9 protein-coding genes are annotated in these 13,134 nt (G+C 69.4%); 6 read left to right on the forward strand and 3 right to left on the reverse strand.

Features of this window, described 5'->3' with window-relative positions; all coding sequences use genetic code 11:
* The 3 genes from eccD to NVU01S_RS26890 form a co-directional block, all read left to right on the forward strand.
* Positions 1-577, forward strand: a 577-nt coding sequence (gene eccD / locus NVU01S_RS26880) for a type VII secretion integral membrane protein EccD (RefSeq protein WP_063825205.1), incomplete at its 5' end; no start/stop codon positions are given.
* 12 nt (positions 578-589) lie between these two features.
* A complete protein-coding gene (mycP, locus tag NVU01S_RS26885; protein ID WP_373864216.1) occupies positions 590-1,999 on the forward strand; it encodes a type VII secretion-associated serine protease mycosin in 1,410 nt (469 codons plus the stop codon).
* Between the two features lie 48 nt (positions 2,000-2,047).
* The gene (locus tag NVU01S_RS26890) at positions 2,048-6,136 is read left to right on the forward strand and encodes a type VII secretion protein EccC (RefSeq protein WP_043677319.1); all 4,089 of its coding nucleotides are present in this window, start codon (positions 2,048-2,050) and stop codon (positions 6,134-6,136) included.
* Between the two features lie 70 nt (positions 6,137-6,206).
* Here NVU01S_RS26890 and NVU01S_RS26895 read toward each other — a convergent pair whose 3' ends face one another.
* Positions 6,207-6,773, reverse strand: a complete 567-nt coding sequence (locus NVU01S_RS26895) for a GNAT family N-acetyltransferase (RefSeq protein ID WP_043677318.1) — start codon at positions 6,771-6,773, stop codon at positions 6,207-6,209.
* Positions 6,770-7,579: a GntR family transcriptional regulator gene (locus tag NVU01S_RS26900; protein ID WP_043677317.1), complete on the reverse strand. Its 810-nt coding sequence runs from the start codon at positions 7,577-7,579 to the stop codon at positions 6,770-6,772. The genes NVU01S_RS26895 and NVU01S_RS26900 overlap by 4 nt, the downstream gene beginning before the upstream one ends.
* A gap of 170 nt (positions 7,580-7,749) precedes the next feature.
* Here NVU01S_RS26900 and NVU01S_RS26905 point away from each other — a divergent pair, with 170 nt between their 5' ends.
* The gene (locus NVU01S_RS26905) at positions 7,750-8,250 is read left to right on the forward strand and encodes a DUF4254 domain-containing protein (protein ID WP_014981765.1); all 501 of its coding nucleotides are present in this window, start codon (positions 7,750-7,752) and stop codon (positions 8,248-8,250) included.
* A gap of 226 nt (positions 8,251-8,476) precedes the next feature.
* Here the strand turns inward: NVU01S_RS26905 and NVU01S_RS45590 are convergent, their stop codons facing one another.
* Positions 8,477-9,841: a MinD/ParA family ATP-binding protein gene (locus NVU01S_RS45590; protein WP_244467414.1), complete on the reverse strand. Its 1,365-nt coding sequence runs from the start codon at positions 9,839-9,841 to the stop codon at positions 8,477-8,479.
* A 2,439-nt stretch (positions 9,842-12,280) separates the two neighbouring features.
* On the opposite strand from NVU01S_RS45590, the gene infA reads away from it, so the two are divergent.
* Positions 12,281-12,502 (forward strand): translation initiation factor IF-1, encoded by a 222-nt coding sequence (infA, locus tag NVU01S_RS26915; RefSeq protein ID WP_003418601.1) that lies wholly within the window; start codon positions 12,281-12,283, stop codon positions 12,500-12,502.
* Positions 12,503-12,862: 360 nt separating this feature from the next.
* Positions 12,863-12,976, forward strand: coding sequence for a 50S ribosomal protein L36 (gene rpmJ / locus NVU01S_RS26920; RefSeq protein WP_011207363.1), 114 nt, complete (start codon positions 12,863-12,865; stop codon positions 12,974-12,976).
* The last annotated feature ends 158 nt before the right edge of the window (positions 12,977-13,134 follow it).

Consider the following 13,134-nt stretch of genomic DNA (forward strand, 5'->3'; position numbering starts at 1 on the left):
GATCCCGCCGGTGCCGACCGCGGGTGCGGCGATCGATCCGGCCGATCACGAGCCGCGCCCGACCATCGAGGGCATCGGCGCGATCGGCGCCACCGCGCTGCCCTCGGCGGCCGGTCTCGGCGAGCGGGCCCGCGCGGCCAACCAGTACCAGTCCGGCCTGATCATCGCGTGCACACTGAGCGCGGTGATCGGCGCGTTCGGTGCGGCCGACCCGCTGGGTTCGGCGCGTTGGCAGGGTGTCACCCTCGCCGTCGTCACCGCGATCATCCTGTGCCTGCGCGGCCGGTCCTTCGCCGATCTCACGCAGGCCGCGACCCTGATCGCGGGTGGCTGCCTGACCTTCGTCGCGCTGATCGTCGGCGCGGCCGTCGGCGACACGGACCTGGAACTGCTCGTGGTCGGTCTGCTGGTCGTGTTCGCGGCCGGCACGGTCGGCTTCGGCGTGATCGGACCGCATATCGAAGTCACGCCGGTGACCAGGCGGATGATCGAGATCTTCGAGTACATGCTGATCATCTCGTTGATTCCGCTGGTGTTGTGGATCATGAACGTCTACTCGATGGCCAGAAACATATGAGCGCAGGGAAGCATGAGACGTAGGGCCTTCCGCCGCAGCCTGCTGCGGATGGCCAGTGTCGCCGCAGTGATCGGCGTGGTGAGCCTGCCCACGCCGCCCGCTTTCGCGATCTCACCACCCGTCATCGATCCGGGTGCGCTCGGTATCGCGCAGGCCCTCAGCGGCCGTCCCGCCCCGCTGGAGCCCACCGAGCAGCGGGATCTGTGCGCCGAACCCGCGCTCACCGGTGCCCCGCCGAACGAGCCGCCGATCTCGCAGCGGGTGCTCGAACTGCCCGCCGCCTGGCAGTTCAGCAGGGGCGCGGGACAGAAGGTCGCGGTGATCGATACCGGGGTGAACCGGCACCCCCGGCTGCCCGCCCTGCAGCCCGGTGGCGACTACGTCTCCGATACCGACGGCACCGTCGACTGCGACGGACACGGCACACTGGTGGCCGGAATCATTGCGGCGCAGCCGAATCCGGGTGACGCCTTCACCGGCGTCGCACCCGACGCCGAGATTCTCTCCATCCGCCAGCTCAGCCTGGCGTACGAGAAAAAGGATCGCGGCGGTGACCGGCCGCCCGGCAGCATCCGCGCCGACGGGTACGGCAGCGTGCTCACCCTGGCCGCGGCGGTGGTCCGCGCGGTCGACCTCGGCGCCACCGTCATCAACATCTCCGAAGTGGCTTGCAGCCCAGCCGGTTCCGATCCCGCCGACTCCACGCTCGGCGCCGCGGTGAAATACGCCTACGACCGCAACGTGGTGGTCGTGGTCGCCGCGGGCAACGTGGAGTCCGACGGGCCGTGCAAGACGCAGAACGAGGGCACGGGTTGGGGTGCGGTCAACACCATCGCCAGCCCCGCGTGGTTCTCCCGATACGCGCTCGCGGTGGGCTCGGTGGACGCCGACGGCAAGCCGTCGGATCTGTCGCTGCACGGCCCGTGGGTCGGCGTCGCCGCGATCGGGCGCAACATCGTGTCGCTGGACAGCAAGCCGGGCGGCGTCGGGCTGGTGAACGGGGTGCAGACCAGCGAGGGCATCCGTCCGGTGGACGGCACCAGCTTCGCCTCGCCCTACGTCGCCGGGCTGGCCGCCCTGGTACGGTCCCGGTTCCCGAATCTGGACGCACAGGGCGTGATGGACCGGATCACCCGCACCGCGCAGTCGCCGGGCACCGGCCGGGACGACGCGATCGGCGCCGGGCTGATCGATCCGCTCGCCGCGTTGACCGCGCAGCTGCCCGAGCGGCCGGTGAGTGCCGGCGCCGACGTGTCCCGGGCGATCGCCGCCCCGGTCATCCCGCCCGGGCCGGATCCGCGCCCGCGCCGGATCGCGGTGATCGGTTCGCTGGTCTGCCTGAGCGCGCTCGGCATCGGTATCGCGGTGGCGATTCCGTACCGGCGCAGACGCAAGGAGATCGAAGCCGAATACGACCCGTAGCGGCAGGCCCCGCGCCGACCGCCGACAGCTCGACCGATCGAAGGAATCATGGCTACCGAAGGTTTCGTACGACGCCCCAGGATAGCGCCGCCCCGCGCACCCGGCGGGGAGGTGGCGCTCACCCCGCCACCGGAGGTCACCCGCGCGCTGCCCGCGCCGCTGATGATGAAGCTGATGCCCGTCGTCATGGTGGTCGCGGTGATCGGCATGATCGCGATGATGGCGATGATGGGTCGCAACCTGCTGGCCAATCCGCTGTCCATGATGTTCCCGATGATGATGCTGATGTCGATGGTCGGCATGATGGCGGGCTTCCGCGGCGGTACGGGCAAACGCGCGGTCGAGCTGAACGAGGAACGCAAGGACTACTTCCGGTATCTGGATCAGGTGCGAAAAGATGTGCGGCGCACCGGAAACAAGCAGCTGGAGACGCTGGTCTGGAGCCATCCCGAACCCGCCGATCTGCCGTCGCTGATCGGCACCCGGCGGATGTGGGAGCGCAGGCCCAACGATCCTGATTTCGGTCACGTCCGGGTCGGCATGGGCAGCCACCGGCTCGCCACCAAGCTGGCGCGGCCCGAGACCGGCCCGCTGGAGGACCTCGAGCCGGTGTCGACGGTCGCGCTGCGCCGGTTCGTGCGCACCCACTCCGTGGTGCACGGGCTGCCGACCGCGGTGTCGCTGCGCGCCTTCCCGGCGATCAACATCAGCGGCTCGCCCGAGGACTCCCGCATGCTGGTGCGGTCGATGTTGATGGAGCTGGTCACCTTCCACGGCCCCGACCACCTCGCGGTCGCCATTGTCTGCGCGGATCCGGACGGCGCCTGGGGTTGGGCGAAATGGCTTCCGCACCTGCAACATCCGACCCAGCGCGACGGCATGGGTTCGGCCCGCATGATGTACACCTCGCTGGGCGAGCTGGAAACCGCGCTGGCCGCCGAGCTGATGGAGCGCGGGCGCTTCATGCGCAATCCGCAACCGACCCAGGGGCGCCTGCACCTGGTGGTGATCATCGATGACGGCTACGTCAACGGCAACGAACGACTGATCAGCGAGTCCGGTCTGGACTCGGTGACCGTGCTCGACCTCACCGCGCCGGAGGGCGGGCTCGCGGCCCGGCGCGGGCTGCAACTGATCGCCTCGGACGGCGACGTGTCCGCGCGCAGCGCGGCGGGCGTCGAGAAGTTCGCCACCGCCGACGTGGTGAGTTCGGCAGAGGCCGAAGCCTTTTCCCGCACCCTGTCGCGATACCGGCTGGCCACCGCGGCGCAGATCGTCAGCCTCGGCGAAGGCTCGACCGCCGACCCCGGACTGATGGCTCTGCTGAAGATCCCGGACGCGGCGCAGATCGACCCGGCCCGGGTGTGGCGACCGCGTACCGCGCGCGAGCGGCTGCGCGTGCCGATCGGCATCACCCCGGACGGCACGCCGGTGGAGATCGACATCAAGGAATCGGCCGAGAACGGCATGGGCCCGCACGGCCTGTGCATCGGCGCGACCGGCTCCGGTAAGTCGGAATTCCTGCGCACCCTGGTGCTTTCGCTGGTCACCACGCACTCGCCGGACGCGCTGAACCTGGTGCTCGTCGACTTCAAGGGTGGCGCGACCTTCCTCGGCCTGGATTCGCTGCCGCACGTCGCCGCGGTGATCACCAACCTCGAAGAGGAACTCTCGCTCGTCGACCGTATGAAAGACGCGCTCGCCGGTGAAATGAACCGGCGCCAGGAGCTGCTGCGGTCGGCGGGCAACTACGCCAACGTCACCGATTACGAAAAGGCCCGCGCCGCAGGCGTTCCGCTCGACCCGCTACCCGCGCTGTTCGTCGTGGTCGACGAGTTCTCCGAATTGCTCTCGCAGAAGCCGGACTTCGCGGAACTGTTCGTGATGATCGGTCGGCTCGGCCGCTCGCTGCACGTGCACCTGCTGCTGGCCTCGCAGCGGCTGGAGGAGAACAAGCTGCGCGGCCTGGAGTCGCACCTGTCGTACCGGATCGGTCTGCGGACCTTCTCGGCCAACGAATCCCGCGCGGTGCTCGGCATCACCGACGCCTACCACCTGCCCAGCGTGCCCGGCGCGGGCTACCTGAAGAGTGACGCGTCGGATCCGTTGCGCTTCAACGCGAGTTACGTGTCCGGCCCCTACGTCGCGCCGCAGGGCACGGTCACCGGTGAGGACGGCACCCCGGTCGGCGGCCAGCGACTCGCGCTGTTCACCGCGGCGCCGGTGGAGATGCCCGCGCCGTCCGAGGAAGAAGAAGCCTCGCCGCTGGATCTGCCGCCGTCGCCGACCAACCCGATGCTCGAATTGCCGCCGCCGCCTTCGGCACTCGGCCTGCCCGGCGCTCCGGGCAGCGACGAGGGAATCCCGGATTCGCTGCTCGACGTCGTCGTGAAACGGCTGACCGGGCACGGTCGCCCCGCGCACGAGGTGTGGTTGCCGCCGCTGGACGAATCCCCGACGGTCGACATGCTGCTGCCCGACCCGGACTGGCGCTCGCCGGTCAACCGGCACGGCCAGCTGTGGATGCCGATCGGCGTGATCGACAAGCCGTACGAACAGCGTCGTGACGTGCTGACCATCAGTTTGGCGGGCGCGCAAGGCAATGTCGCGGTCGTCGGTGGTCCGCAGTCGGGCAAGTCGACCACCCTGCGCGCGATCATCATGGCCGCCGCCGCGACGCACACGCCGCAGCACGTCCAGTTCTACTGCCTGGATTTCGGTGGCGGCAGCATGGCAGGTCTGGTCGGTCTCCCGCATGTCGGTTCGGTGGCCGGTCGGCTCGACAGCGACCGGGTCCGGCGCACCATCGCCGAACTCACCTCGCTGATGCGGCAACGCGAGGAACGGTTCGCCGAACTCGGGATCGAGTCGATGGCCGAGTTCCGGCGGCGCAAGTTCGCCGCGGCCGCACACGTGCCGGAGGGCGCGGCCTCGTCCGGTAATCCGCTGGCGGACGACCGATTCGGCGACGTGTTCCTGGTGATCGACGGCTGGGCCGTGATCCGCGAAGAGTTCGACGTGCTGGAATCGCAGATCAATTCCATTGCGGCGCAAGGCCTGTCCTATGGCATCCACGTGATCATCGGCGCGTCCCGCTGGGCCGAGATCCGGCCGGTGGTGAAGGACCAGATCGGCACCAGGCTGGAGCTGCGCCTCGGCGACCCGACCGACTCGGAGATGGGGCGGCGCACCGCTTTCCAGGTGCCGGTCGGGCGCCCCGGCCGAGGTCTCACACCCGAACAGCTGCACATGCTCATCGCACTGCCGCGCTTGGATTCCGACTCCGATCCGTCCACGCTGGCCGACGGCGTCTCCCGGGCCCGGCAGGAACTCGCGGAGCTGCACGCGGGCCGGCACGCACCCGAGGTGCGCATGCTGCCGATGCAATTCAGCCGGGACGAACTGCTCGCCACCACGCGCGCGCAGGGGATCGAACTCAGCCCCACCAAGGTGGTCGTCGGACTCGGCGAATCCGAATTGCAGCCGCTGGTCCTGGATTTCCAGACCGAACCGCATTTCATGGCGTTCGCCGACGTGGAATCGGGCAAGACCACGCTGCTGCGCAACATCGTGATGGGCGTGGTGGAGAACTCGACCCCGGACCAAGCCAAGATCATCATGATCGACTATCGCCGGACCATGCTCGGCGTGGTGGAGGGCGATCATCTCGCCGGGTACTCCACCTCTTCGCAGACCTGCGGGCCGATGATCCAAGAGGTCGCGGAGTTCCTGTCCAAACGCATCCCCGGCTCCGACATCACCCCGCAGCAGCTGCGCGAGCGCAGTTGGTGGGAGGGACCGGAGATCTACATCGTGGTCGACGACTACGACATGGTGGCGACCGGCGGCATCAATCCCTTTGCGCCGTTGATCGAATACTTCCCGCAGGCCCGCGATATCGGCATGCATTTCGTCGTCACCCGGCGCATGGGTGGCGTGTCCCGCGCGCTGTACGACCCGATCATCGGCGGCCTGAAGAACATGTCGGTGGACACGCTGATCATGAGCGGCTCCCGGGACGAGGGCAAGATCATCGGTGAGATCCGCCCGAGCAAACTGCCGCCGGGCCGTGGCACGCTGGCCTCGCGCAGCAGGGAGCAGGAGATGGTGCAGATCGCGTATCTGCCGCCGGTGTAAGCACTTCCGGTACTTCCTCGGCCGGGTGCGGTTGCCGCACCCGGTCAGGGGCCGGAGGGTGTGCGGTCGATCAGCCGCGCGCCCAGGAGATCTCGGGTTGTGCCGGGTCGAAATCCCAGCTGTCCGTGCGGCGTTCGAACAGGGCCCGGGAAGGTCCGGTGGCGATCGGGCCGGCGATGCGGGCCAAGCGGAAGCCCGCACGGCGGTAGTAGTCGTGCAGTTCGGTGTTGGTGGTCCAGGCGTCGAGCCGGACCCATTCGCGTTCCTGTTGGCGCGCGATGGCTCCCGCGTGCGCCAGCAGTCGGTGGCCGAGGCGCTGGCCCGCGAATCGCAGGTCCACGATCATGAAGTGGACCACGACCGCGCCGGCTAGTTCCCACGGCGACCACAACCCCGGATCGGCGCGATGGTTGATGGTGATGGTCGCCGCGGGCTCGCCCGCGACCTCGGCGATCCAGGTCTCGCCCGCGTCGAGCGAACGCCCCACCGCTCGGGCGAAGATCTCGATCGGCAGCCCGCGCCCGGCCACCGTCCACTGGTCCGAACCCTGCGCGGTCAACCACGCGGTGCGTTGCACGCGTAGTCGGCAGATCAGTCCCAGGTCCCCGATTGTCGCGCGGCGTAGAACGGTACTCATGGCAACGCGATACCCGGCCCGAACGGCACACCGAGGGTGCGCCCGATGACTGCCATGCCCTCGGCGTCGCCCAGCTGATAGGCCAGCCGATTGCTCGACGCGATGGAGCGGTGCCGGGTGGCCCGGGTGACCCGCTCGTGATTGGCGCCGATCCGCAAGTGGTCCAACAGGATCGTGCCGGTCGCCACGCCGAGCACGGTCGCCTCCTCCGCGCTCGCCGGCCGCGCCGTCAGCGTGTCGCGGTGGGCCGTCTCGGCCTGACCGCGTTCGGCGAGCCTGCGGGTGGTGCCCTCCGGGATGTCGTGCGGTGAGTCGATTCCGGTGGCCTCGGCCAGATCTCGCGGATAGAAGCTGACCTCCCAGGACCACGGCTCGTTGTCGAGGTACTGGACGACTGTCCTGGCCAGCACCCAGGAGTCCTCCGGCACGCCGAGCCACCACGCGACCTCGGGGCCCGCGGGTTCCATCTTCGCGCTGAACTCCTTGGACGGCACGCGGTTCGCGGCGCGCGCGATCTCCTCGAAGATGTCGTGGCCCGCCCGCGGCCGATCCTGTCGGATATGGTCGGTGACAACTGATTCCAGAACTTCCTGGTTTCGCACGATGGTGCCGCGGGAAGTCGCTGTGTAGACCAGATTTTCGGTGACCAGCACCTGAATCGCGTTGCGAGCGGTCGTGAGCGAGACCTGCATGTGTTCGGCCAGCTCCGTGTGGCTGGGCAACCGATCACCCGGTTTCCACTTGCCTGCGCGGATCTCCTCGCGGAGGAGGTCTGCGATCCGGTGATACGTCGGACCGTCCGCCATCTTGCTCCTCGGTTGGTCGTGCAGGTAACGAAGTGTACTCTTCGTGACTTCCTACGGCCCGGTAACGCTTGACAGGTGCCTTCAGAGGTTTATTGTAATGAACGTCCTGATCCGGTGTTGTGCGGCGATGACGGCGAGGCAACGTGGCAGGTTCGGATACAACGGTCGTAATGGCTCTTCCCGGCACACTGCGGTGCGCCGATTCGGTGGTGCAGTCCCCGGCTTCCGGGCTACTTCCCACCTCTGATCTACTCGTTCGGGCGTGTCGCGGCCATCGCGTCGTCGGCGGCCCGCTGCTCTGGTTCGCCCGCGATCTCGCGGTGCTGCACGAGCGGCGGCTGGTCGGCCGGGGTGGTTCGGTGGACACCGATCCCGTGGTGGTTCTCGAAATCGAGCGCCGCAGAGTCGAATTGGTGATGGCGATCGACGATTGGGTCGCGCGCAGCGTGCCCCAGCATCGACTCGGCGCCACCCTGCACACCGAAACCGTCGGCGCGGTCATCGATCGACTCGCCGAATCCTCGGTGCGGGCCCACCACGCGCTGATGACTCTGGACGCGCACGACGAAAGACTGCACGGCGCTTGGCATCACCTCGCCGAGCTCGCCGACGCCTACGACGATCTGGTGCGCGACATCAGCGCAGGCAGGCGCCGGCTCCCCGAGTGGTAGAGCGGCTGCACAGAGTGTGCGGACGCTCCACAGCAGCTGTATCCGCTGTGCTGCGCTCGGAAACTCTGTGGGGCTGAATGCTTCCCGGGTAAGCACCGAGAGTGCGTGTGCCGCGCCACCGTTCGGTGGTGCCGGTGTCCGGAAGCTCTGCGCGCGTGGTGCGTTCACCATCGGCTTGCGCGCACAGCGAGTGTCGTTGCTCTGCGGTGCGCGCAAACCCCTGGTTTCAGGAGTGGTAGCGGCGGTGGTCGGTGGCGAAGTCGTCGGCGATGGTCGCGGCGAGTTCGACGTAGGCGCGTTTGGTGTGCTTGTGCAGGCGGTGCAGGTCGATCTCGGCGCCCTCGGACATGTGCGGGTCGAACGGGATGATGTGCACCGCACGGCAGCGGGACAGGAAGTACTCGCGCAGCTGCTGCACACCGACATTCGGCGAGCCCGCCCGGGGTGAGTTGATCACCACCACGGCGTTGCGCACCAGATGGTCGTGCCCGTGCAGCGACAGCCAGTCCAAAGTCGCTGCGGCGCTGCGGGCCCCGTCGATGGCGGGGGAGGAGATCAGCACCAGCGAGTGCGCCAGATCGAGCACGCCCGACATCGCCGAGTGCATGAGCCCGGTGCCGCAGTCGGTCAGGATGATGTTGTAGAAGCGCTGCAGGATCCGTGCGACCGCCCGGTACTCCTCCTCGCTGAACGCCTCCGACGCCGCCGGATCGCGCTCACTGGCAAGCACTTCCAACCGGCTGGTGGCCTGCGAGGTGTGCCTGCGCACATCCGAGTAGCGCTGGATGGACGGATCGAGCAGCAGGTCACGCACGGTGGACCTGGTCTGCAGCGGCACCCGCTGCGACAGCGTGCCGAAGTCGGGGTTGGCGTCCACCGCGATCACCCGATCGCCCCGAATAGAGGCGAAGATCGAGCCGATACCCATTGTCGTGGTGGTCTTTCCGACGCCGCCCTTCAACGACAACGTCGCGATCCGATAGTCACCGCGGACCGGCTGCCGGATCCGTGCGACGAGCTCCTGCAACCGCATTTCCTCGGCGGACAGCCCCGGATTGATCGCACCGCCGGACACGTGATGCACGGCCTTACGCCAGCCGCTACCCGGCGACTTCTTGGCGCGCCGCATCGGTACGTCGTCGAGGGAGGGCGGCGGGCCCGGCTGATACGGCCCACCCGGCACGACGGGGCCGGGTTGCCGTCCCCACTGTCCGGGCATGGCCGGTGGCGGGGCGGGTGCGATCCCGCCCGGCGGCGGTCCGCCCATGTGCGGGCCGGTGTAGCCGACCGGCGGACCCTCGACCGGAGGGGGCCCGGACTGCTGGCTTTGCGGTGGGCCCTGCTGCGGTCCCGGCGCCTGGCCGCCCGCCAAAGGCGCGGGGCGCCCGACGGTTTCGTCTGCCCAGGTCGGTGCCGCGGCATTGCGCCACGGCTCGTTCGGCGCCGGTGCGCCCAGTTCGTCGCTGCTCGGCGCCTGGCCGCCGGTCGCGGGGGTCGCGTAGCCGGAGGGACCGGTCTGGTGGGGGCCGGTTTGCGGCGGGGCCGATTGCTGCTGTGCAGCCGGTGGCTGGTTGGGCTCGTCGGTCGGCATCGCTTCAGCGGGCAGGCGGTGCCGTCCGCTGGTGCTCGGCCGCGCGGTCTCGGCACCGGACGACGGCACCCAGTTGGGTGTTTGGCGGCCGCCATCGCGTTGCGGTAGACCGGATTCCGGGCGTTCGGTGACACCGGGCGGCGGCCCGGTCACCCAGTTGGGTCCGGGCAGGCCGTTCGGGCCCGGCACTTCGGCGGCCGGTGCCTGCGGCGCGGTGTGATGCGGCATGGGCACACCGAGCGGGCCGCTCTCCGCGGGCACCGGACCGGGCGCACGGCTCTGGTCCAGTGGACCGGGGCGATCCGGTGCGATGGCCTGGCCCGGTCGGTGCTCGGCCACGGGCCCGGTGTCGATCGGTCCGGTGCGTGCCGGGTCGGTGGCGCCCTGGTCAGCGCCTTCGGCGAATTCCCCAGGGGGCGGCGGAAGTTCCGGCCGCCTGCTCGCCTGTTCGGCCTGTTTCGCCGCCGCGGCCTGCTCATCGGCGACCGTCGAGGCCAGCCACGGCGGCGGGCCGTCGGTCCCCAGCGGTGCTTCGAAGCGGGCGGGCGGAACCTGCTCGACCGGCGCGGGCGCCGGGGCGCCTTGCGGTGCAGGCGGTTCGGGCAGCGGCGGGCGTTGCGACTGCTCCGCGGTTCCTTGTTCGGACCGCGGCCCGGCCAGCCACGGCGGCGGGCCGTCGGGCTCCGCCGGCGCGTGCCGGTCGAACGGCCCGGGTGCGCTACCGGACGAGGTGGGCGCCTCCGGAAGAGGCGGCCGCGCAGGGCTTTCGGGCGAGTGCCGATCCGCGGCGGATTGCGGGCCACGTGTCGAAGCCTGCGGCGGTGCATCGGGGAGGGTGGGTCGCTCGGCCGAGCCCTGCGGTGGTGCATCGGGGAGCGCGGGTCGGTCGGCCGAACCCTGTGGGGTGCGTGTCGGCGCGTCCGGAATCGCCGGTCGCGCAGCCGAAGCCTGCGGCGGTGCATCGGGGCGTGCAGGTCCCTCGGTCGAGCCTTGCGGGGTGCGTGTCGGTGCGTCCGGAAGTGCCGGTCGCTCGGCCGAGCCCTGCGGGGGTGCGTCGGGGAGCGTGGGACGCTCGGTCGAGCCTTGCGGGGCGCGTGTCGGTGCGTCCGGAAGTGGTGGTCGCTCTGCGGGGGTCTGCGGGGTTCGCGGAGCGGCGTCGGGACCTGCGGTCCATTGGGCCGGTGCCTGTGGCGGGCGCGCCGGACCCTGCTGTGCGGCGTCCGGGTTTGCGGTCCATTGGTCCGGTGCTTGTGGGGCGCGCGCCGGACCCTGCTGTGCGGCGTCGGGATTCGCGGTCCATTCGCCCGGAGCCTGCGGGGCGCGAGTTGAAGCCTGTTGTGCGGCGTCGGGGATCGCGGTCCATTCGGCGGGAGCCTGCGGGGTGCGCGCCGGCGGGGCGTCCGGGAGCGGGGGACGTTCGGGAGCCTGCGTCGACGACTGCGGGGCGTCCGGGAGCGACGGGGGCGGCGGCAGATCGGGGCGGCCGGACTGCGGGCGCGCCGGCAACTCGCTCGACTGCGGTGCATCGGTACCCGAGCGTCGGCCGAGCGGCTGGAAACCCGCCGGCGGCGGGCCGGGGTTACGGGTGGGCAGACCCTGCGGGGGCGCCTCGGTGCGTTGCGGCGGCGCGGGCGGAGCCGCTTCTTCCCGCGGCGGGGTATAGGCGTCCAGACCTTGCTGACGCCACGGGTCTGCACGCGGGGCATCGGAGGGCGGTGCGTCCGGTCGGCGCGGGGCGACCTCGTTCGGCAGCTGCTGCGCGGCAGGCTGCTCTTCGTGCTTGTCGCGCCGCCAGCCCTTACGGCGCTTACCGGGCGCGGCGTCGGGGCGATCGCCCTCGGGTGCGCGCTTGAAGCGGCCGCGGCCGCGGCTCGGCGCCTCTTCGATCAGATCGTCGGCAGGCAGATTCTGTACCGGGGCCTCATAACCGACCTGGGTGACATCACTCTCGGACAGCCACGGCGGCAACATGGGCAGGCCGTCATTATTCCTGCTCACGACTCCACCTCGCTGACGCTCGGTGCCGTCGCTCCCATGGACGCGGTGGGCTCGGTGTTCCTCGTCGGCGCTGCGCATGGGGTTCGCTCGCTGCGCTCGCTCACGGATCCCCCTCGATCTGCTCGACCCTTAATACCTGGACAGCGGTCAGTTTACGCGAAGCCCGGACACCGCCGCGGCGCAGGAGGCCAGGGGGTCGCGGGACTGGTTTCCCGGTTCTGATCGGGGCGAAAAGGCTACCCGGACCCAGCTCGGTCCAACCCCGAAAGCGTGCTCGGGGCGAGGCATTTTTGCCGGAACCAACCGGTACCGGTAAGCTGGAGCGGCGGTGCACCTATGCGCCGACTGTTTGCATGTCACCGGTCAGGTCGACCGACGGGTACATGTAAGCAGAAACAAGCCAAACAAACCAGGTTGAGCGTAACCGGGATCGCGGAGGACATGGCGAAGAAAGACGGGGCCATCGAGGTCGAGGGTCGAGTTGTCGAGCCGCTGCCCAATGCGATGTTCCGGATCGAGCTCGAGAACGGACACAAGGTTCTCGCGCACATCAGCGGGAAGATGCGGCAGCACTACATTCGTATCCTCCCCGAGGACCGCGTGGTCGTCGAGCTTTCTCCCTACGACCTGTCGCGCGGCCGGATCGTATACCGCTACAAGTAATCGTCGCGGGTGAGGTGTGCTCGCGGAGAGCGCTCGCCGAGCCGCCGATTACTTAGTGTTTTTGTGGGGGTGCAACCCCCACGCCCCGCCCGGTGGGCTTCGCCCCCGGACCCCCAGTCGGGTACGTACCCGGCTCGGGAGGGACCGCACCGCAGGGATCACGTTCAACAGAGCGTGGTTTTCTCGGAGTGTCGAACACAGCGGTGCGCAGTAGCACTACCTGACCTCGCCCGACAGGGCGAAATCGCCACCCGGTAGGGTGGAGCGTCGCCCTCGTGGCGAAACAACAGACTTCCCCGGCCGGGTTGGCCGGGGAAAAACTGTGTTCACACCTGTGAACCACAACAAGATTGGACGGACGTGAAGGTTCAGCCGAGCGTCAAGAAGATCTGCGAGAAGTGCAAGGTGATCCGCCGCCACGGTCGGGTCATGGTGATCTGCGACAACCTGCGCCACAAGCAGCGTCAGGGCTGATCAAGCGGGGTTCGCCCCGACGATCACCAGCCGGGCACCGATCACTGATCGGCTTGGCCACAAGAAGAAGAACTCCCAGCTCCAGCCGCACGCTGCGGTATTCCGGGTTCGCTCGGAAGGCGTGTGTGCCTACCACCGGTACGGAGGCCGGTGCCCCA

The organism is Nocardia vulneris, from assembly GCF_001613425.1.
Classification (GTDB): Bacteria; Actinomycetota; Actinomycetes; order Mycobacteriales; family Mycobacteriaceae; genus Nocardia; species Nocardia vulneris.

Bases quoted from the DNA above. Each gene is read 5' to 3' on its own strand.
- mycP (WP_373864216.1), top strand. From the start codon at position 590: ATGAGACGTAGGGCCTTCCGCCGCAGCCTGCTGCGGATGGCCAGTGTC.
- NVU01S_RS26890 (WP_043677319.1), top strand. From the start codon at position 2,048: ATGGCTACCGAAGGTTTCGTACGACGCCCCAGGATAGCGCCGCCCCGC.
- NVU01S_RS26895 (WP_043677318.1), bottom strand. From the start codon at position 6,773: ATGAGTACCGTTCTACGCCGCGCGACAATCGGGGACCTGGGACTGATC.
- NVU01S_RS26900 (WP_043677317.1), bottom strand. From the start codon at position 7,579: ATGGCGGACGGTCCGACGTATCACCGGATCGCAGACCTCCTCCGCGAG.
- NVU01S_RS26905 (WP_014981765.1), top strand. From the start codon at position 7,750: ATGGCTCTTCCCGGCACACTGCGGTGCGCCGATTCGGTGGTGCAGTCC.
- NVU01S_RS45590 (WP_244467414.1), bottom strand. From the start codon at position 9,841: ATGCCGACCGACGAGCCCAACCAGCCACCGGCTGCACAGCAGCAATCG.
- infA (WP_003418601.1), top strand. From the start codon at position 12,281: ATGGCGAAGAAAGACGGGGCCATCGAGGTCGAGGGTCGAGTTGTCGAG.